This is a genomic window from Vibrio sp. 10N.247.311.12 (assembly GCF_041467515.1).
Classification (GTDB): domain Bacteria; phylum Pseudomonadota; class Gammaproteobacteria; order Enterobacterales; family Vibrionaceae; genus Vibrio; species Vibrio crassostreae_C.
The window spans coordinates 42,670-63,686 of sequence record NZ_JBFSUV010000020.1; the positions used below are offsets into that span (position 1 = coordinate 42,670).

The 21,017-nt window shown below is 43.7% G+C and carries 20 protein-coding genes; 13 read left to right on the plus strand and 7 right to left on the minus strand.

Annotated features, from left to right (window positions below; translation table 11 throughout):
• The first annotated feature begins 34 nt into the window (after positions 1-34).
• From AB6E30_RS10775 to AB6E30_RS10810, 8 genes are all read left to right on the plus strand, one after another.
• The gene (locus tag AB6E30_RS10775) at positions 35-514 is read left to right on the plus strand and encodes a type II secretion system protein (protein WP_017060589.1); all 480 of its coding nucleotides are present in this window, start codon (positions 35-37) and stop codon (positions 512-514) included.
• Between the two features lie 835 nt (positions 515-1,349).
• Positions 1,350-3,095 carry an EAL domain-containing protein gene (locus AB6E30_RS10780; protein ID WP_372103557.1) on the plus strand — a complete coding sequence of 582 codons (1,746 nt, stop codon included), beginning with the start codon at positions 1,350-1,352 and terminating at the stop codon, positions 3,093-3,095.
• A gap of 221 nt (positions 3,096-3,316) precedes the next feature.
• Positions 3,317-3,688, plus strand: coding sequence for a GntR family transcriptional regulator (locus AB6E30_RS10785; protein WP_017060587.1), 372 nt, complete (start codon positions 3,317-3,319; stop codon positions 3,686-3,688).
• A complete protein-coding gene (locus AB6E30_RS10790; protein WP_372103560.1) occupies positions 3,685-4,539 on the plus strand; it encodes an ABC transporter ATP-binding protein in 855 nt (284 codons plus the stop codon). The genes AB6E30_RS10785 and AB6E30_RS10790 overlap by 4 nt, the downstream gene beginning before the upstream one ends.
• Positions 4,539-5,396 (plus strand): hypothetical protein, encoded by an 858-nt coding sequence (locus AB6E30_RS10795; RefSeq protein WP_372103563.1) that lies wholly within the window; start codon positions 4,539-4,541, stop codon positions 5,394-5,396. Before AB6E30_RS10790 ends, AB6E30_RS10795 begins: the two co-directional genes overlap by 1 nt.
• A gap of 976 nt (positions 5,397-6,372) precedes the next feature.
• Positions 6,373-6,660, plus strand: a complete 288-nt coding sequence (locus AB6E30_RS10800) for a putative quinol monooxygenase (protein WP_017060584.1) — start codon at positions 6,373-6,375, stop codon at positions 6,658-6,660.
• Entirely contained in the window at positions 6,660-7,214 is a 555-nt protein-coding gene (locus AB6E30_RS10805; RefSeq protein WP_372101046.1) for a nucleotidyltransferase family protein, read from the plus strand. Before AB6E30_RS10800 ends, AB6E30_RS10805 begins: the two co-directional genes overlap by 1 nt.
• A gap of 155 nt (positions 7,215-7,369) precedes the next feature.
• The gene (locus AB6E30_RS10810; protein WP_017060582.1) at positions 7,370-7,807 is read left to right on the plus strand and encodes a bifunctional diaminohydroxyphosphoribosylaminopyrimidine deaminase/5-amino-6-(5-phosphoribosylamino)uracil reductase RibD; all 438 of its coding nucleotides are present in this window, start codon (positions 7,370-7,372) and stop codon (positions 7,805-7,807) included.
• Between the two features lie 17 nt (positions 7,808-7,824).
• Here AB6E30_RS10810 and AB6E30_RS10815 read toward each other — a convergent pair whose 3' ends face one another.
• The gene (locus AB6E30_RS10815) at positions 7,825-8,277 is read right to left on the minus strand and encodes an NUDIX pyrophosphatase (protein WP_372103566.1); all 453 of its coding nucleotides are present in this window, start codon (positions 8,275-8,277) and stop codon (positions 7,825-7,827) included.
• Between the two features lie 291 nt (positions 8,278-8,568).
• On the opposite strand from AB6E30_RS10815, the gene AB6E30_RS10820 reads away from it, so the two are divergent.
• From AB6E30_RS10820 to AB6E30_RS10830, 3 genes are all read left to right on the plus strand, one after another.
• Complete coding sequence (locus AB6E30_RS10820; protein WP_372103569.1) at positions 8,569-10,281, plus strand: pseudouridine synthase; 1,713 nt, start codon at positions 8,569-8,571, stop codon at positions 10,279-10,281.
• Between the two features lie 155 nt (positions 10,282-10,436).
• The gene (locus AB6E30_RS10825; RefSeq protein ID WP_017064884.1) at positions 10,437-10,817 is read left to right on the plus strand and encodes a hypothetical protein; all 381 of its coding nucleotides are present in this window, start codon (positions 10,437-10,439) and stop codon (positions 10,815-10,817) included.
• 310 nt (positions 10,818-11,127) lie between these two features.
• Positions 11,128-12,288 (plus strand): multidrug effflux MFS transporter, encoded by a 1,161-nt coding sequence (locus AB6E30_RS10830; protein ID WP_372103572.1) that lies wholly within the window; start codon positions 11,128-11,130, stop codon positions 12,286-12,288.
• 201 nt (positions 12,289-12,489) lie between these two features.
• Here the strand turns inward: AB6E30_RS10830 and AB6E30_RS10835 are convergent, their stop codons facing one another.
• The 4 genes from AB6E30_RS10835 to AB6E30_RS10850 form a co-directional block, all read right to left on the minus strand.
• Positions 12,490-13,848, minus strand: coding sequence for a Na+/H+ antiporter NhaC family protein (locus AB6E30_RS10835; RefSeq protein ID WP_372103575.1), 1,359 nt, complete (start codon positions 13,846-13,848; stop codon positions 12,490-12,492).
• Between the two features lie 189 nt (positions 13,849-14,037).
• Positions 14,038-14,802 carry a hydratase gene (locus tag AB6E30_RS10840; protein ID WP_017060576.1) on the minus strand — a complete coding sequence of 255 codons (765 nt, stop codon included), beginning with the start codon at positions 14,800-14,802 and terminating at the stop codon, positions 14,038-14,040.
• Positions 14,803-15,008: 206 nt separating this feature from the next.
• A complete protein-coding gene (locus tag AB6E30_RS10845) occupies positions 15,009-15,314 on the minus strand; it encodes a DUF3861 domain-containing protein (RefSeq protein WP_017069212.1) in 306 nt (101 codons plus the stop codon).
• A gap of 33 nt (positions 15,315-15,347) precedes the next feature.
• Positions 15,348-15,839 carry a DUF2798 domain-containing protein gene (locus tag AB6E30_RS10850; RefSeq protein WP_372103578.1) on the minus strand — a complete coding sequence of 164 codons (492 nt, stop codon included), beginning with the start codon at positions 15,837-15,839 and terminating at the stop codon, positions 15,348-15,350.
• A gap of 97 nt (positions 15,840-15,936) precedes the next feature.
• On the opposite strand from AB6E30_RS10850, the gene AB6E30_RS10855 reads away from it, so the two are divergent.
• Positions 15,937-16,362: a MarR family winged helix-turn-helix transcriptional regulator gene (locus AB6E30_RS10855; RefSeq protein ID WP_017060573.1), complete on the plus strand. Its 426-nt coding sequence runs from the start codon at positions 15,937-15,939 to the stop codon at positions 16,360-16,362.
• Between the two features lie 111 nt (positions 16,363-16,473).
• On the opposite strand, the gene AB6E30_RS10860 is transcribed toward AB6E30_RS10855, so the two are convergent.
• Together AB6E30_RS10860 and AB6E30_RS10865 are read right to left on the minus strand one after the other, a co-directional pair.
• Positions 16,474-17,535 (minus strand): MBL fold metallo-hydrolase, encoded by a 1,062-nt coding sequence (locus AB6E30_RS10860; protein WP_029235615.1) that lies wholly within the window; start codon positions 17,533-17,535, stop codon positions 16,474-16,476.
• A 187-nt stretch (positions 17,536-17,722) separates the two neighbouring features.
• Positions 17,723-19,507, minus strand: coding sequence for an SgrR family transcriptional regulator (locus tag AB6E30_RS10865; protein ID WP_372103581.1), 1,785 nt, complete (start codon positions 19,505-19,507; stop codon positions 17,723-17,725).
• 602 nt (positions 19,508-20,109) lie between these two features.
• Between AB6E30_RS10865 and rimK the strand changes: the two genes are divergently transcribed.
• Positions 20,110-21,015, plus strand: a complete 906-nt coding sequence (gene rimK, locus AB6E30_RS10870; protein ID WP_004740040.1) for a 30S ribosomal protein S6--L-glutamate ligase — start codon at positions 20,110-20,112, stop codon at positions 21,013-21,015.
• Positions 21,016-21,017: the final 2 nt, after the last annotated feature.

Consider the following 21,017-nt stretch of genomic DNA (forward strand, 5'->3'; position numbering starts at 1 on the left):
TCCGTCCCTTTAGCAGAGCAAATAATCGGTAACCATGAACAGACAAAACGGCTTCACTCTTTTAGAACTCATCATCTCTGTATTAATTTTAGCGATCGTTTCGGCGACAGCTATGGTCAAGTTCTTAGACGTTCAAGGAAGTGCTCGGGCGAGTAAAATACATGATGTGGCTGGTAACCTTCGCACGGGTATCGATATGATCTACGCGAAGTCAGCGATTGCTGGCGTTGAGGATGAGTGCAACTATGTTGAAAAGACGGAGATTGAGACCTACTACGTTTGTCATGGTTACCCAATCGCCTATGTTGACTCACTAAGAAGACTGCTCAATATCGACGCAACAGAGCTTCATGTCATCAACAAAGAAGTAGACTCTGGCAGCAATGCAGAAAGAGTAGCCGCCATCTCTTTCGACACCGAAAACTACACCTATTCGCCAGAAGGAGACTTTTGTCAGGTGCTTTACCAGCCAGAAAAAGAACCACAAATCGTGGTACTTGATGGTGCATGTTAAATACTCAACGATTGCACGCTTCCATAGTTAACACAAAGCCACCGCTGCAGATCTTTGAATATCATGTGGTTACGCTAACATTTGTTCAAAAATAACACTAATGGATCTAACTTGTTACTGCTTACACTTTTAGGCAGTACTCATGGTATAACACCAACCTCATTCATATCTTATTTTCATCACTAGCCGATGAATATTTACATGGACATATATTTGATGCATATGTCAATAATAATCCCATTAAAATCCTTTAATCAGCACCTCATGATAAACATCATTCTTTCCCTATTTTAAATATCCCACCTTAAAATTTCATTATTTAAATTTCGTAACAGAATAAATTAAAGTCAATTATTCAACAAATATAATTAATTCTATCATTGATTACTTTAATTAAATCACCAAAACAATACGCCACATAAATTATATTAATATCACATAAAGTGACATAATTTAATTTTATCCTGAAAAATTCTGATAAATCTGACACATCGATAAGCTGAATGAATACCACCAGAAGCTACATTAGAAACCTCTAAATCCAGTCACTAAACGCGCCGCGTAGAAGCTGTGAAATGGATAAATACCAAAATAAATGGATAAATCCCCTTTACCCCTTGTAAATCATTGGCTTTCATTTATAAATTCAACTTTTGGGTGAACATCTCCATAACCTTTCATTAAAGCCCAAATTCTGCGATTAGTATCAACATCTTAAGAGAAAATGGTGACATTTTGGTTATATTATTTAGATCGAACTCTTGTGTTGAATGACAATCCCAGCCATCACATATCCATCACACAAATATAATAACTATCGCTTAGGAGTTGAGCTATGCACTGTTCTTTCAATATAAATAACAATAATGAGAGCTTGCAACTGATCTACAATGAAGAAAAAATATACATTAAAAGAGACAGTAATAAGATATCAGAGGAAACTCTTAATAGTAAAGAGAGTTTTGTTTTCAAATACCTTATTGAACACTCGTCAATATCAAACCCTCAATCTGCACGAGATGTTGAAGAATCTTTTAAATTACACTTTGACGAAGAGTTTAGCTTATACGCGTTAAAAAACATTATTGCTTCTATAAGAAAGAAATATCGAAGCTTATGTAAAAAAGCGAAGGTAGATAATAATAGCGAACTTATCTCTAACCTTTATAAGGTAGGTTACTTTATCGATCTCGATAAAAGCTCAACCAACCGTATCGCACCTAAGTACGACATCAACCAGTTCAAGCCCAGCCAGTTCGAGATGTTGAAACTGATGTTCAACACCTATCATCGAGAGCTGATTAAGGCTCTGATAGCCGTGTTCACCATCTCTTCCTTTTTCCTATTCGTTGTCTACTTTTCCCAAATCCTTTATACGACGAAGATTGCGAATGAATACAGTGAGAACACCAAACACATTGCCGCAGAAGTCATGGACTACGGTTGCGATAGCCACGGGGCTGTGCACTCGCTAAGGCACTCGCTCAACCTTGATTCTGTCGTCATGACCACACCTTATGACTCCTGCTATATCTCTAAAACACGTTCTAAGATGATAGAGCTCAATCAATTAGACGACTTCTACGATAGTGCTGACTTTGCCTATTCACGCTTCATGGATACCGAGCACGACATTGAGATGGTTGCTCGAATATCTAAACGATCTATCGAAGCTCGATACAAGAACTCACTATTGCCTCTATTAGTCGATTCGATTTCCATCCAGAAGAATGGTTACCACATCTTAAACCTTGGCGAAGAGAGTAAATCTATCTATCAAACCTCCCTACCAACGGGTGCAACCATCACCTTCTACAGTGACGACATTGTTGCACTATGGATTGCGCTTTCTCTGATACTCGCCACCCTGCTTTATCGCTCCTATATTCTGGGTTTCGTGATCTACCTGTTTCGTTGGAAACACATCTCCTTTGAAGAAGAGCCGATCATCAACACCGAAGACAACTGCGTCCTGTATTACGAGTTGCTATCTCGTGTGCGTAACGTTGGCGTTTTAAGCTTCATCAACACAATGAGACGCACCAATTTACTCACCTTTCACACTATCTTGCTCATCGAGACGGTCAGAAAAGCCAAATTACACAACAGCCATGAGATCTATGGTGTCAACGTGTGTCCGAGCGCTTTGGTGGGATCGAACTTCGCAAGGCTCAGAGAGCATTTAGCCGCGATGGAAGCGAATGAATTTGTCGTCGAGATTACTGAATATTCGAACATTGGCTATGGATGTGAGGTTATCGATAACATTAAGGATATCAAAAAGCTTGGTATCACTATCGCTCTGGATGACTTTGGTACGGGCAATAACAACATCGAAATCATCAATGTTATCTCTCCGGCCTATCTAAAACTGGATCGTTGCTTTGTTAAGGATATCGAGTCAGGAGAGCACCATCAGGGTGTATTGCTTAATATCTCTGAGATTGGACGCCTATCAAATATCACGATGATTTATGAAGGTGTCGAGACGCGCAGGCAGCAATATATCTTGTGTCAGCTAGGCTACAACTTACATCAAGGCTATCTGTATAGCCGGCCCAATGACTCAGAGGAGCAATAGGCCCCCCTAATAGAAACCTTGACGAGCAACCATTGCCTATTCAAATAATCATCGCTCATACAGCTGCTTGAAGCCCACAAGGATGTGGGCTTCAAGTACCCTCCCCGCCAAACATGCTTTATCCAACTATAAAAATATCCGATCCATTTTCATAAAACCCTTGCCAATTCGAATAAAAAGGTTAGTGTTATACACACGTATATCACCATGCAGTTTTAATTATGACCGAATGGAAAGACGACCAACCGATTTTTAGGCAGCTTGCCGCCAAGATCAGTGACCAAATTCTTCAGGGTGTTTGGCTAGAGCTACAAGCATTGCCCTCTGTGCGTGCGGTTGCCGCCGATCTCAAGATCAACCACCTTACTGTCATGAAAAGCTACCAGTTACTGGTGGATGAAGGCTTGGTAGAGAAAAAACGCGGCCAAGGCATGTATGTGGCCGAAGGGGCACTTCAAAAATTGAAAGAGTCCGCACACCAATCATTCATCAACACACAGATCCCAGCCATCGCTGAGACACTAAGCATCATTGATATGAGTGTCGAAGAACTCGTGAAACAGCTAGCACAACATATAAAGGACAAGTCATGAGTACGTTACTTTCCGTGAAAAACGTAACCAAAACCTATTCAAATCAAGTGGGTGTCGAGAACATCAGCTTTGAGTTAAAACCGGGGCAAGTGCTTGGACTGCTGGGCCATAATGGCGCAGGGAAATCGACACTGATCAAATCACTGCTTGGTGGACACAGCTATCAAGGTGAGATAGAGGTTAATGGCTACCACCCTATCCACCAGCATGCAGAACTCATGCTGCACTTGTCGTACATTTCAGATGTTAACGTGTTACCCGAGTGGATGACCGTTAAGCAACTGCTTAGATACACCCAAGGTGTACACCCTAGCTTCAACAAGCAAAAAGCAGAACAGACGCTAAGCAGCACCAACATCAAGCTCTCTTCGACTATCAAGCAGCTTTCTAAGGGAATGAAGGTACAACTTCACCTTGCGATCATCATCGCGACTGACACCCAAGTGTTGATCTTAGATGAGCCTACACTTGGCCTAGATTTACTGTACCGCGATACTTTTTATCGCCATCTACTTGAGTGGTTCCACGACGGCGAACGCGCCATGATCATTGCAAGCCATGAGGTTTCAGAGATTGAACATTTATTAACGGATGTTCTGATTTTAAAACAAGGCCATTGTGTGCTGCAAAAGAGCATAGAAGACATCGAAAATGACTATTTCATTATTGAAGTCGCAAACAACCATTCAAGCGAGATTCAGAAACTCAACCCACTGACCTCACAATCAGGGCTAGGCACTACTAAGTGGTTATTGGAAGGTCAATACAAAGCGCAAGTTGAATCACTGGGTAACGTCTATAACGTTGGTCTCGCAGATCTATTCCTTGCAACACAGATGGAGAAGGCATAATGCATCCAAGTTTTTACATGCTAGAAAAAGAACTCATCGAGCACAAAGTTAACACTCGATTGCCTCTGTTTGTCGCGTTAAGTGGTTTCTTACTGTTCGTTAGTCTGTTCTTCAATGGCGCAGCGCAGCATGAGTTTTTCTTCGAAATGCAAGTGAACGGTGACGTGAGCGACATCCACAGAGAGTTCGCACAAGACCTCAACTCAGTGATCTACTTTGGCGCGGGCCTTATTTCACTGATCCTATCAACGCTTTACATCCCTAAAACGCTGCGTAAAGAGCGCCAAGAAGGCAGTTCGATGTTTTGGAGAAGTATGCCGGTATCTAACGCAATGACTCACGGTGTGAAACTCGGCTTCGGTTTAGTGGTGATTCCGGCTATCTGTGCATTGTTAGTACTGTTCGCAGATTTTCTATTCTGGATATTGAACGTCTCAAGTGAACAACAACTGGCGCTATTGGTTGAACAACAATCTCTGTTTTATGTGCTGAGCAACTGGGTCGTGTTTTTTGGACGAATGATGTTAGTTGCACTGGTTTTATTGCCACTGGCAACCGTCACTCTAGCGATTTCGCAGCTGGTAAACTCTCCATTGCTTGTCATTTTCATCTCAAGCTATGCGATTAAGTTCCTCTCTGTCGCAGTGTTTGGGTTCTATGGCATCAATGACTTCCTATCTCTCATCGCGTCATTACCAATGAATGTACTCATAGCAAGCAACCCATTAAGTGCGATTGCAGAAGCGCCGATTTTATCTTTAGGTATTTATGCACTGATCGGTGTTGGTGGCTATCTGCTGAGCCTAAAGCTGAACCGAACCGATGATGTCAGTTTGAAGACGCTCTTCCAACGTTAACGCATTCGCTCCTGACGTTGGTGTTATCTCTCCCGAGCAGTTAACCACATCAGATATCAAAATCTAAATCAAAGCTTCTGAGAAATCGGGAGCTTTTTTTGATCACGACTTTGCCAATACAGAAATGAGTAACAAGAACAAAAGGACAAAAGGACAAAAGGACAAAAGGACAAAAGGACAAAAGGGTTTTAGTAGGAGTAATAGAGTGAAGCAACAAGAGAATCTAAGCGGAGGTATAATGAGCTGACATTGAATTGCATTGTTGTTAATGCCTGCCAGCTCTTTGGGGATGATTTCGTTAGTCGCCGACCAGATGAAGGTCCTTGAGAGTGCTAATGAAATCAGTTTGTTGCGTTTTACATTTGATTAAGCTTTTCAGCTTTTAAAGCTCTACGATTAAAGCTTATTTCTTTGATGCTTCTTTTGACGTGTCTTTCCAGTATTGGATACGAACGCGATGAAGCTGTGCTCTTCTCATTTTTTTCATAAGGGATATTTCCTTTTCTTTAACTGCTCTTCATGAGCTATTTTTATTGCCAACCATTCGAATCTAACGGTGTTTGATGCCCAGTTCAATGATACAAATCACAAAATATATAGAGTTTTTAGTACCATTTACATCAAAGTATGACCTAGATATCAACTATGGCTCAATTCAATCCTATGAGCCGCTGTTCAAAATTAAGGTTAGTTCTCTCAGATGACAAATTCATTTCAGTATCAATACAGTTCAATGATACTAATTTAATAGACCGGACCAACGCTGATTTAGTTCCAGTGTCTTATCATTTGTTGATTACATCACCTTTAAAGTTACGGTGTAACTAAAAAATACATTCAATGTGAACTAATAATCGCCACATTAGCCTATACGTTACAACATCAAAATGGGATTATGTTTGTAACGGATAGAGCTTTTGATAGAAAAAAGCCGTAATGGACCAAATTAAATAGACGTAATTAAATGGACGTAATTATGAGTAAAGTAATTCTGCAAGGGCATATTCTAGTGCCAGACAACGACCTAGAAGCAGTGACACATGCCTTGGTTGTGCACAAAGAACTGACACTAGAAGAACCTGGTTGTATTGTGTTTCGAGTCAGTCAAAGCACGCTTCAACCTAATCGCTTTGAAGTGTATGAAGAATTCACTAGCCGAGAAGCATTCGAAATGCACCAACAGCGAGTAAAAGCCTCTGAATGGGGTGAAATCTCCCAGAACGTGACACGTCATTACCAAGTCACTGATGTTCCGACATCATAATGATACATCCGCTAGCCAAACGCATCGTCACGTTGATCAAACAAGATCCCTTACGAATGAAGGTTTTAGACTGTGTCGCTCAGTTGGATTTGCCGCAGTGTTATGTCGCTGCGGGCTTTGTGAGAAACCTCGTTTGGGATCACCAGCATGGTTATGCCTCCCCGACTCCATTCAATGATATTGATGTGATCTACTTTGATCCCATTGATACCTCTTACGAATCGGATCTTAGATACGAGGCTCAGCTTAAACAACGGTTACCCGAACTGAATTGGCAAGTTCGCAATCAAGCCTACATGCACACTAGAAATGGGGATGAACGTTACCAAGGCTCATTGGATGCGATGAGTTATTGGCCAGAGAAAGAAACCGCCGTCGCCGTGAAACAAAGCCTCCATGGAAACATCGAGTGTATTTCTGCCTTTGGCTTAGAGAGTTTGTTTGATTTGCAAATCACACCCAATCCAAAGCGTAGCCGAGATATCTTTGATCAAAGAGTGCAATCCAAAGGTTGGCTAACCCAGTGGCCCAAGTTAACGATGAGTCACAGTTAACTAGCAGTCGAATTCAAACGCTAAAACCATTGACTAAAAGTCCAATCAGATCGAACATGCCCCACTTATTAGCTTATTAAGTTAGTAATTAACCAACTCATCAACCACGCGTGGCGACTAGCTGCTACGCTCTCTCGTCATACTGAGTAACGACCATGAACCAACAATACATGCTGCAAGCACTCGAAGCTTCGCGCCAAGCCTTACCTGATTGCCAACCAAACCCGCCAGTAGGGTGTGTTTTGGTGAAAGACGATAAGGTGGTGTCTGTTGGATACACGCAAAAAGTCGGCGGAAACCACGCCGAGGTTGAAGCACTCAATAACTATAACGACAAAACGGACGGAACAATGGAAGGGGTTACCGCTTACGTAACTTTAGAGCCATGCTCTTTTGTTGGCAGAACTCCCGCTTGCGCCAATACATTGGTTAAAGCAGGTGTAAAACACGTAGTCGTGGCGATGCTAGACCCAGACCCTCGTAATAATGGTCGTGGAGTTGCCATCCTTGAATCGCACGGTGTGAAGGTAGATGTGGGGTTATGCCAAGCGCAAGTGAGCACCTTTTTAGCCCCTTACCTTGGTAAGTCCTAGATCTTAAACAGCCAGTATTAGTTCAATTTCACTCGATAAAGCGGATTGACTGGCTTATCGACAAAATACGACCAAATATGATCGTAGACGGCATGTTGGTTGGGGAACGGCGCTAACGCTTTTGCTTCTTCTAAATTACACCAGCGGTACTCGGTGTGTTCGTCATTCAGTTCAATCGCTTGGTTGGGTGGGCATAGCACTGCAAACACGGGGATTAGCTGAATCACATTCACGTGCGCCTCATAAAACTGCTCCAGAAACTGCGCGTTATACAAAGCTTCCACTTTAATTTGGGTCTCTTCTTCAAACTCGCGCACGATAGCCTGCCAGCCTGTTTCACCCGCTTCAATCGAGCCTGCGACGTGACACCAAAATTCGCCTTTCACACGCTTCATTAATAGCATTTTCATTTGTCCGTCGATCTCTGAAAGAGCGACACCAGCTACGATGGAAGTATTGAGTGGAATCATCACGTTACCTTAGGTTGAATAAGAGGGCGGCAAGGCTACCACCCTTCACTTGTTAAGTTACCTTCTCTGATTAGAAACGAGAAGTCACTCATCAATTCATGAAGTTCAAGCCATAACTCATGGGTTCAGTGTTAACCATCTCGCTTAGCTATCCTGTAATAGAACCATTTCTTATTTGAGGCGCTTTTCGATAAAGAGTAGAATCGCCGCCTCGTACTGTGTTTAAAGCCTCTAAACATACACAGTAGACTCACAACCATTTATCACCACGATATAAGTATTAATACGACTATGCACTCATCAAAATCATCGCACGACTCAGAAAGCAGCCACACACCTGAGCATTGCTTCACTCGTTTTCAACAGCCGATCGAGTCATATTCGTTGCCAGAGCGTTTTACCTTCCCGTTCTATTATGAACCACACTCACTGTGTGAAATCGCTTCTCATCAGCTTCAACAATATCTAGAAACTCAAACCGACTGGCAGCATGACTTCGGACTGGATTCTGACGCTGGTCGCGGCAAAATGTTTGGTGTGTTACTGGTGAAAAGTCCTGAAGGTGAATTGGGTTACTTCTCTGCTTTTTCAGGGAAAATCGCCGACCAAAACCTACTGCCTCACTTTGTACCGCCCGTGTTCGACATGCTCAGCAGCGACAGCTTTTTCCATCAAGACACAGCCGACATGATGGCTGTCAACGCTGAGTTTAAAGCGCTGCAAGCAAATACTGAATACCTTGAATTGTGCGAGCAACTGGCACAGCAAAAAGCGCAAGCCGAGCAAGAGATTGAAGCTCAACGTCTATTGATTATTGAAGGCCGAAAAACGCGTAAAGAACAACGTGAACAAGGTAAAGAAAACCTTGATGAGCAAGCTTTCGAACAGCTAAATAATGAGCTAAACAAAGCCAGTGTTGCCGACAAGAACCAGCAGAAGTACCTAAAACTTAACTGGGAACAGACCCTGCAAGTGTTGCAAGCTAAAGTTGATGTGTTCAACACTCAACTGGCTGAGCTAAAAGAGCAAAGAGCACACATTTCTCATCAGCTTCAACACAAGTTGTTTTCACAATACGCTTTCCAAAATGCGGAAGGAAACGTTGAAGACCTTAACCAGATCTTTGAAAACACGCCAAACAAGATACCACCAGCTGGCTCTGGTGAATGCGCTGCGCCTAAATTGCTGCAATACGCGTACTTACATGGTTACACGCCACTGGCATTGGCTGAATTTTGGTGGGGCCGCTCTCCAAAGTCGGAAATCCGCAAGCACAAGAAATACTACGCTTCTTGTCAGAGTAAATGTGTGCCGATTTTAGGCCATATGATGAAAGGCCTAGAAGTCGATCCAAACCCATTGCTAGAGAACCCAGCAGAAGGCAAAGAGCTGGATATTCTGTTCCAAGATGAGCACATCGTGGTAGTACACAAGCCAGCAGGTTTTCTATCTGTGCCGGGTAAAACCATCAAAGATTCCGCCTACACACGTGTTCAAGAAATGCATCCCGATGTTGAAGGCCCATTTGTGATTCATCGCTTAGACATGGCGACCTCTGGCATTCTAATCTTCGCTCTCACACGACGTGCGAACAAGAGCTTACAGAAGCAGTTCATTACTCGTGAAGTCGAAAAGCGTTACGTGGCAATGATTGAAGGCGTTCTAACAGAAAATGAAGGCTATGTTCGACTGCCATTGCGTGGTGATTTGTATGACCGCCCTCGTCAAATTGTCTGCTTCGAACACGGCAAGCCAGCAGAAACCAAATGGGAAGTGATTGAGCGAAACGGGCAAACCACTAAGGTTTACCTGCATCCTAAAACAGGGCGTACACACCAGTTGCGTGTTCACTGTTCACACCAAGAAGGCCTTAACATGCCTATCGTCGGTGACGGCTTGTATGGCAATAAAGCCGACCGATTGCACTTACACGCAGAAAGACTTGCGCTGCACCACCCAGTCACCAAAGAGTGGATGGAATTCCAGTTCGACGCCGAATTCTAAAATCTCTCATTAGTACCGAGCTTTGATAAGGAGTCACAACCGCTTGTGGCTCCTACCTCTTTTGGGTATATATCCACGCTTATTGCACTACATCAAGATTCACTTTGTTGTGAAGAGTAGCATGCCCACCTTCTTCTCTCCTTGAGGCCTTTGATATGTCATCAGCTGCTTTGAATTTACAACCTAACAAACTGACTTCCCCATTAATTGCGACTCAAGCACCGAGCTTGAAGCCACTTACATCCAAAAAGCCAGACTTAAACTCGGCAATGCTTAACTTAATTGAAGAAGTTAAAAACGAACTCCCACTTTACGAGTCAGAGACGTTTATCTGTGGTCCAAAAGGAAATTGCTCGGGTTGCTCTAAGAAACTACTTGAGATGGTCGACAGCGAGTTAATGTATTGGGAGCACAGTATTTCAATTGGCCAAGGCCCTAACTTCGAAGAACTGCGCCGCTTTGGTAAGCTATGCAGCAGCGTTCGACGTGGTTTAGAGCGTAACGGTTTAGTCGAAAAACGCCCAAAGAAAAGATAACAAGCCAAGTCGATAATCATTACAATGTGTCGCTGGCGATTACAAGCTACACTGCTACTAACTAATTGAACTCGTTAGCTATAAAAGTAATAATGTTTTGTAATACAATTCAGTATACAGACCGACTTCGTAGATTCGAACTCATAGAGATAAGCTCATCGATACTTTCACTATATTCTCGAACGCCTCTATCCTTCTTGTCTGACGTGCCTTAACCTTCTGTATATCAATATCACATCAATTAGAAACCTATCTTGGACAACGGAGAGCCACCTTGAAGAGACCACAACCAGTACTGGGAAAGACCGGTATGCTATTTTTTCTCGTCATAATAAGTGCTTTCCCTCCATTGACCATCGACCTTTACCTACCTGCGCTTCCGCAGATGGTCGACGTGTTTAATACTGACCGATCAATGGTCAACCTAACCCTGAGCAGCTACTTCGTTACTTACGCTATTGGTCTTTTATTTTGGGGGCCGCTCAGCGAGAAATTCGGTCGTAAGCCGATCCTATTAATTGGATTAGCGGGTTATATGGTCGCGAGCATATTGTGCGCGATGACCAATAGCATCGAACAGTTAATTGGTGCTCGTGTATTCCAAGCCTTTGCTGGTAGTGCTATCACCGTTATCGCTACCGCCATTGTCAAAGATCTTTATGATGGCAGAGAACGTGAAAAGATCATGGCGACTATCATGTCACTGGTGATCATCGCGCCAATGGTTGCGCCTGTATTTGGTGCCTTTCTACTGAAAATTGCGTCTTGGCGAATGATGTTCGTCACCCTCGCCATTTTTGGTGCATTTGCGTCAGTATTAGCTTGCTGCTATCGAGAAACGCTCGAAACCAAATACCAAGGTTCCATGTTCCGTTCATGGGGAAGAATGGGCGTGGTCATGAAAAACCGCTCGTTCCTCAAGCTACTGGTCATTTTCTCTATCATACCGATGGCGTTGATGGGCTTTCTTGCGGCGGGTTCTTATATCTACATCGATCACTTTGGATTGACCGAACAACAGTTTAGCTACGCGTTCGCATTCAATGCATTATGCGCCTCATTTGGTCCAACAATTTACATGAAGTTGTCCTACCGAATGCCGGTTCAAAAGGTCATCTCAGGATGTTTTGCTTTATTAGCGCTTGCGGGAATCTTCACCCTAACCATTGGCGACCTGTCCCCTTGGTTCTTCATGTTCATCGCTGCACCAGCGACATTAATGGCGATCATCATGCGAGTACCGGGGACCAACTTGATGTTGAATCAACAAGATCATGACACGGGCTCTGCCGTCGCACTGATTCAGTTCTTCAGCATGATTTGTGGTTCGCTTGGTATGGTATTAGTTTCAATACGCCCAGAGTCACTGATTGAAAACCTAGGCTTTATCCAATTATCCATCGGTACGCTTGGTGGCCTGATGTGGCTAATGGTTAGAAACAAAGAGTTCGTGACTAAGAAGCTGAATTAAAGCTCTCAAGCCTAATTGTCATTCACACTACAATAAACTTGAAAACCACTATAACGAAATTAGAAACCGTCTACTTAGGCGGTTTTCTTGTATTTGAAGACGTACATTGAATTTTCAAGCCATGAGTTTCATGCACAAAAAAGCTCCTATTAAGGAGCCTTCTTATCAGAGCCAGTGAGCACTCAGTTTGGTCAATTATTACTAAGCTTGAGCCACTTGACGTGCTGGGTGTTTAATAAACACAGCTACCACAGCAACGACTGCAAGCGCGAAACAGTAGTAAGAATTAGCCACGATATCCAAAGGCGATAAGTTAAATACCGAACCTAATAGCAATACCTGTGCACCGTAAGGCAATACGCCTTGAATCACACAAGAGAAGATATCCAATAAGCTGGCAGAGCGACGTGGAGAAACGTTATTTTCTTCAGCTAATTGGCGAGCCACACTACCAGACACAATAATCGCTACCGTGTTGTTTGCAGTACATAGGTTCACCATTGATACCAAGCCCGCAATACCCAACTCACTCGCACGGCCATTCGCTTGCTTAGAGTGTGAAGAGCCAAACGCACGAATCACACCACTTACCAAGCTAGTCAGGAACGCCAATCCACCTTGGCGACGCATCAGCTCACTCAAACCACCAATCAGCATCGACAGTAAGAAGATCTCCTGCATGTTGCCGAAGCCTGCGTAGATATCTTGAGCGTAATCCGTCATACCGTAGTTCTCAACAGAACCTAGGCTCACGCCACCCGCCAGCAAGATACCAATCGTCAGCACAACGAATACATTCATACCCGATACAGCAAGAATCAAAATAGTGATGTACGGAAGGACTTTCAGCCATTCAATTGGGCCTGTTTCAGGAACTTGAGTTGCTGTGCTGTTGAAAGCAAAGATAACAATCGCGATAAGTGCAGCAGGAAGTGCTATACGGATGTTCTCTTTAAACTTGTCTCTCATCTCACAGCCTTGCGAGCGAGTCGCGGCAATCGTGGTATCTGAGATGATAGAAAGGCTGTCACCAAACATAGCGCCACTTAGCACTACGCCAGCGGTTAGAGGAATACTCATACCAGCTGAGTCAGCAATGCCTAGTGCAACAGGAGCAACCGCAGCGATAGTACCCATAGAGGTGCCCATTGCTGTCGCAATGAACGCCGAAATAAGGAAGATGCCCGGTAGGATCATGCTCGTTGGGATAGCCGATAGACCAAGGTTTACCGTCGCGTCCACGCCACCAGAAGCTTTAGCCACAGCAGCAAAAGCACCCGCCAATAGGTAGATCATACACATTGCGATAATGTCTTTGTGACCCACGCCACCTAAGAACTGCTCAATCGCACGGTTCAATTTATCTTTGCTCAATAGCAACGCTAACATCACAGCAGGCAGAGCCGCAATCGGAGCTGGAAGTTGATAGAAAGCAAAATCGGCGCCTTGTAGCGACAGGTATGTACCCACGCCAATAAACAGCGCAAGGAAAACGATCAGAGGGATAAGCGCCACTGCAGAAGGGGCAATTACCGCGTTAGAATTTTTTGAATTGGACATGGAACGACAACACAATAGAACAGGAAGGTGAGCAGACTAATGTCACACTTAGAACTTGTCAACGTCTAGACGTCTAAACGCCTAATTTAATGCAAAGTAATAAGAACCCTATTGAGCATCACGTAATAAAAAAGGCTATTTACTCATCAGTAAACAGCCTTTCGATAACAGATAGTGCGCCGCTAGAAGTTAGCGTTTCTGCTTGAACGTTACTTGGTATTCACCAATGCCTTCGTAGTGGAAGGTCGTTGGTTTATCGAATTCCATTTCCACGATACCGCAGTAAGAGCCCGTGATAATGGCTTCACCCGCTTGGAAATCAACACCACGACGTGTCATGTAGTTAATCAGCCAGTAAATTGGGCTTGGTGGCAGTGTATTCGGGTGCTTACCGTCGAATGCTTGAACTTGCTCGCCTTGAGTCACTTCAATACTGATCTCTGCAGAAGTGAACGCTTTTTCGCGATCAATCTCAGAGCCAATAAATAGACCTTGGTTTACTAGGCCATCGGCCAGCTTTTCATAGAACTCAGCGCCGCTGTCATCCGCAAAACGAGACTGCATTAACTCAAGTGCCATGTGGCAAGAACCAATCGCTTCGTTGATTTGCTCTTCGCTGTAGCCTTCTTGGCTTGCAGGCAGGCTCTTAGCAAGCGTAAATGCGATTTCAGGCTCAACGCGTACTACGCCGTTGTCAGCAAACAGTTCACAAACTTCGCCTTGTTGAACGCTGCCCGAGAAGATTGGCGCAACAACAAACTTGTCTTCAGCCAGAGGAAGTAAGCACTTCCAACCGCCGACTTTATCGCTCTTAAGATCGATCATTGAAGATTGGATCTTTAGCGCATCTTCCAAGTTATTCGGACGGTACTGTTCGTCCAATCTTGGTGCTTTGGTGCCAGCAACACGACGACTCAACAGTTCTTCAGCTGCTTGTTTAAATACATTTGTCATATAATACCACCTTTAGTTTTATGACCAGTATAATATCGGATTTCTTAAAGCTTGAATAGACAATTCAACAACGGTGCTACACCGAAAATTCAGCCATCAATTTTCGCATATTCTAGACGCAAACAACTGAAATTATTTTGATTTAAAGACAACAAAAGCCAGTAAATTCGTTACTGGCTTTTCGATGTGTTACTGATGATTAGGCTTTACTGCCCTTTCAAGGTCTTCTTAAGGTTTTGCATGAAGTCTCTGAAGTGAGGCATAAAATTAACAAACAGAGGATGCTTGCGATCTTGCATCATCAATGGACCGAGTAAGCGAATACTCACACCCAGTCGTGCTGCTGATTGCTCATCTAAGCCGCTGTCTTGTTTGATCTTCTCAACAATCGCGAACATGTTTTCTCTGTCTTCAATTTCAAACTGCATGGTTTGAAGTTCGCGGTCTTCTTTAACGCTCACTTCTTCAATAGTGATGCGGTAGTTATTGTGTTTACCTGTAAATGCTTTCATGTGGATCTCCTACAATGCTGTGAAATGTTTTGGCTAGCTCTTCATGAATCGTTCTAGCTTAGGTTTAACCGTCATCGACATTACGACCATGATCGTAAGGCCAACAGGAAGCGCGGCAATAAATCCATTAAACCATCCACTGGTAAACGCCGATGTATCCGAAAATCCAATATTATTTGCCGCTGTTACAAATGCCATCATGGACTCCATTATGAATGCCATGATCAGTCCCACGATCAGGTTGCGAACTTTCTCGCTATAAGTTGTGAACACTCTAGCAACGGCTTTGGTGACTAAAGCCATCATCGCCGCGCCCATTGGCATCATGATCACGACAACAAGGGCTAACGAAGAAAGCCAGTTGCCAATAAATGCCTCGCCGAATCCGACATTCATGTAAGTCATCACGGCCGTTAAACTGCCGCCAATCGTCAGCATTAAGCTCATCATGACCAAAATTTTGTATAAAACCGGTGTGCCTTTTTGCTCAGGAAGAGTTGGCGTTAGAGTTGCTTGAATCGTCATATCTATTTCCTGTCTTGAATTTACGAACAATTAAGTTGATAATGTCAACTATAAATACAGTGGTTGATAATGTCAACTATATTTCTAAGGATCGTTTATGTCTGATAACACATCGCTAGAATCAATCTTTCGTCTAGTGCACTCTTTGAAACGTCAAATGAGCGAACAGATTGAGAGCTTAGACTCAGAGATCGCACCTATGAACATTCGTGTCATGAAGATCATCACTAAGAAATCTCCATGTACCGCTATCGATATCGCACACTTCTTAGATCGTGATAAAGCACAGGTCACTCGGCTTATTAATGCTTTGATCAACCAGGAACTTGTGAAGAAGTCTCCGAACCCGGAAGACAAGCGCAGCCAGTTATTGGTTCTGACTGATAAGGGTCAAGAGATCATGAGTAAGGTCTCGGATATAGATCGAGATATGCTGAAGAGAATGACCAAAGGCATGGCCGAAGATGAGTTAGAACAATTCAGAAAAATTGCGAAGAAAATGGCGCAGAACTTAGAAAGCTGATCTTAAAAATAAAACTAAAATACGCCACCGAATCGTAAGATCGGTGGCGTTTCGTGTATAAGTTGGGTTGTACAGCTTAGTGGTTTAGCTATGTCTATTTGGATGACAGCTCTAATTCGATGCTAGTTTCCACCATGCCTGAACAGGTACAGGCTCTGAGATCACCAAACGTTCACCCATCACCGGGCTTACCATTTGTACATCTCGCTCTTTGCTAATCGCCAGTGCTTGTTCCATTGGGTCTTGCCAATCATGCATAGAAAGGTCGAAGGTACTATTGTGGATTGGCATCATCACCTTACCTTGCAGATCAATGTGTGCCTGAACACTCTGTTCTGGGAACATATGAATATCCGCCCAAAGTGAGTTATACGCACCCGTTTCAACCATGGTTAAATCAAACGGCCCAAAACGGTCGCCAATCTCTTTAAAGCCATTGAAGTAACCAGAATCACCGCTAAAGAAGACTTTCTTGTCTGAAGCGTTAATAACCCAACTGCCCCACAGTGTTTGGTCACGATCAAGCAAGCCACGACCAGAGAAATGCTGTGTCGGTGTCAACGTGAACTCAATGTCTGAGGCCGTTGCCGATTCCCACCAGTTCAATTCGATGATCTTCTCTTTATCCACGCCCCACTTTTCCAACAGTGCGCCCACTCTTAATGGCACTAAGAACGTCCCTACTTTGTCGGCTAATACCTTCACGGCACCTTTGTCTAAATGGTCGTAGTGATCATGGCTGATCACTACCACATCGATGTCAGGTAGATCTTGCAGTGAGATTGGGGTTGGGTGAAAGCGCTTTGGCCCCATCCATTGCACTGGTGATGCTCGATCACTGAACACAGGGTCAGTCATCACTAGCTTGCCATCTAGCTTCATCATCACACTTGAGTGACCTAAGCGGTACGCAACGTCTTCTGTCTCTTCGATCAATTGCTCGGCTGTCATCGGAATCAAAGGCAATGCAGCACGTGGCACTGGCTCATTTCTTTCCACGGTTACATACGCTTTCAAGATTGAAAAAATATCAGACATGCCCGATTTGTACTCTAACTCACTGTTAGCAAACTTCTTTGGAAGCTTATCTAGATTGTCATTTGATTGTGAACCTGTGCTTACGATAGCGACCACGGCAAGTACTCCTAAAATCGGTAATAGATATTTTTTCATTGGTATCTCTTCAACCGTTGGGAAAGACCCAACTCAAAAACTACACTGACTAGTTTACATACCAAACCCAAAAAGTAAACCACAGAGTGTAATTTTTAATTTATCTAGACGTAAGCGTGTCAAAGTCGATTTTGGAAAAACCAACTTTGGCAACGAGTTAACTTAGTTATTTAGCTAGTCAGAAAGGTTAATCAGCAGACCATACATTCTTGAAATCTGGCCATCCCCAGTTGGTGATGGCTACGTTTTTAAGAATCCCTTGGAAACGAACGGTCTGTAAGTGATGGAACATAGGCACTAACCAATAATCTGAGATCAGAGTAGACGCGATAGGTTCTAGCTCTGCCAAGTAATTAGGCAGTTCCACGGATGCTTTATGACTATCCAAGCGCTGCTTGAGCCAATCGCTGTTCATCTCTCCCAAAGCAGAGTGCAAAACAGGGTCGTTCATCATCCACGAGAACAGCGAAGACGGGGCATTGTCATCGAGGTTCAAGTTACACAGCACCAAGTCCTCCTTTAACTCGCCACTCTGAGAGAGCTGCGCCAACTCTCGAAAACTGTAGGTGTTCACCTCAACTTCCACACCATATCGTTTGAGTATATCGGATACGCAAATCGCACATCGATACAACGCATAATAGTCGTAAACCGCAATACTCATCTTTTCCGGCAGTTGTGCCTCTTTCGAAGGCGTTCGATACAATTTCTGCCAACTTGGCAGTATATTTTGAGCTAAAGAGACACTAAACAAACCCTTGTTGTGTTCCAGCTGAGACAAAATCGCTTGTGGGTTGGTCAGTTGTGAAAGGTATTTGCGCTGCTCATTATTTAGTGGGCTAGCCGCTGAGTTCTGATTGAACAGGATAAACAAGCATCCATCCTCGACTCGGCTACGAAGGCCGTCTGTGTCTGCTGAAACAAGGTCCGCATCGCTTTTCCCTAATTGATGGAAGCAAGAAGAATCTTCATAAGGCGATACGTGCATTTGGCTATCATCGAAACGAGCAGTGCCCGTCATCGACTCTTCAAACTGCCAGATGGTCACTTCATCAGTCAAAGAACGACAACCATAATAGAGCTCAAATGCCGCGAGCTTAATGCGTTCATTATTGGTCTCAACCACTTTGAAAGGGCCGGTTCCAATCACAGCATGAGACACCGAATTTAATGGCGATGGCTCACGTGTAACTTGCGCAGCAGGTTGAATCGAATATTTAACGCCAGCAAGTAAACCAGCAAAGCCGGTATCTGCTTTGGTGAGTTGAAAGCTGATCCTCAATGGCTGCTCACTGTAAACTGAAGCGACATGGGCTAGCTCTGTCTGATAGAAAGGTAAGGTTTGCAACGCAGAAAACATCGAAACTAATTGCTTAGCATCCACAGGTTGCCCGTCATGGAAAGTAAGTCCCGGGCGCAGATAGAAAGTCCAAACCAGTTGCTCAGTGTCATATTCCCAATGGTGAGCTAATTCAGGCTTTAACTCACCTTTACCATTACACGTCACTAGGCAGCTAAAAACCTGTCTTATCAAAAATCGTTCGCTACTGCGGTGTATATGGTGCGGAAACAAATCCTCAAACTTACGCTTATAGGTTAATTGAACGTGCAGCAGCCCTTCACGCATGGTCGCGCCGGAAGTTTCTTGCAGTAAAGAACCAAACACAGCGCGGTCATTATCCAATATGGAAAGTGCTTTTTCGTACTTGCCCTGCTCTATCAGTTTAATTGCAACATGCTGCGCCAACTCTGAATTGCTAAAACGCAGTGTTAAGTTAGAGCGTTGATTCCTGCCAACTTTTGGCTCCCACACCACCCATTCAGCTTGATGCATCTTACCAAGTAAAGTTCGAGCGTGACGCAAGCTTGTAAACAGCATATCCGCTACTTCGGCTAGGGTGACTGAATGAGAAATGTTTGGCTCGAACGATTCTAGCCGCGTGTAGTAACGCATCATGTTTAGATCAGACAAATAGTGAACCTTTTAAAGATAGCTCTTCCTAATTAAGCTCATTATAAAACACATTCATCAAAAAGTAGTGTAATGCGACCAAAACAGGAACAACCAATAAAAATACCATCTGTTTTTTAGTTCCTCTTAATTATCCATAATGAACGGGTCAACAACAAACCATAGGTTGTAAATAAAGCCTAACCAGAGAGAGTAATGACCATGAGAAAATACTATCTTAACAAGCTAAAAAGCACCTGCAGTAAGCTCGAAAGAGAAGCACTACGAACACTTTTAGATCTATGTAACTGGCGTTATTAGTACACTTTTTAGCACCGAGTAAACGCGAGTTGGGTACAACCTAATATGCTCCTACCCCCAATATGAGTTAGGTCTCAACTCGCTTTTCCATTCCAATTCCCCTCTCAAGCCTGCTGTACCAATAGCTCACACAATCGATAAATTTCCGTTGTCGACTCGACAAATTTAATTCGTTTTCTTAGTTGAACGAAAAGCCTTAAGGTTCGCCCCGAAGCAAGCAAGGAGCCTCAGAAAAAACTGAAAGCTCAGCTAACAACTAATTTATTTGCAGTTACCAATCAGGTATTAACTAAGGAAACGCCATGCGTATCGCAATTCTTTCTCGCAACGAAAATCTATACTCTACCGCTCGTCTAAAGCAGGCTGGAGAAGCACGTGGTCATCAGGTCGATGTTATCGACACGTTGCACTGTGATATAGATATCGCGAGTAACAATCCGAAGATTCGCTACATGGGTGAAGAGCTACCTCAATACGATGCTGTTATTCCACGTATTGGCGCTTCCATTACCTTTTACGGAACTGCGGTTGTTCGCCAATTTGAAATGATGGGCACTTTTTGTATCAATGAGTCAGTAGCAATCAGTCGCTCTCGCGACAAACTGCGCTCACTACAACTGTTGTCTCGTAAAGGTATTGGCTTACCAAAAACAGGTTTCGCTAGCCGCCCAGACAAGATTCAAGACCTGATCAAAAACGTAGGCGGCGCGCCACTTGTGATCAAGCTTCTTGAAGGCACTCAAGGTATCGGCGTTGTACTAGCAGAAACAAACAAAGCAGCAGAAAGCGTTATCGAAGCGTTCATGGGCCTAAAAGCGAACATCTTGGTTCAAGAGTTCATTGAAGAAGCAAATGGCGCAGACATCCGTTGTTTTGTTGTTGGCAACAAAGTAATTGCTGCAATGAAGCGTCAAGCTGGTGAAGGTGAATTCCGCTCTAACCTGCACCGTGGCGGCACTGCTCAGCTGGTTAAACTAACCAAAGAAGAGCGCGCAACAGCAATCAATGCAGCGAAAATCATGGGATTAAACCTATGTGGTGTAGATATCCTACAATCTAAGAACGGCCCAGTAGTAATGGAAGTAAACTCTTCTCCAGGCCTAGAAGGCATCGAGAAAGCAACGGGTAAAGATGTAGCAGACATGATTTTCGAATTCATCGAGAAGAATGCAAAACCAAACGCTAACCGTACTCGTGGCAAGGGCTGATT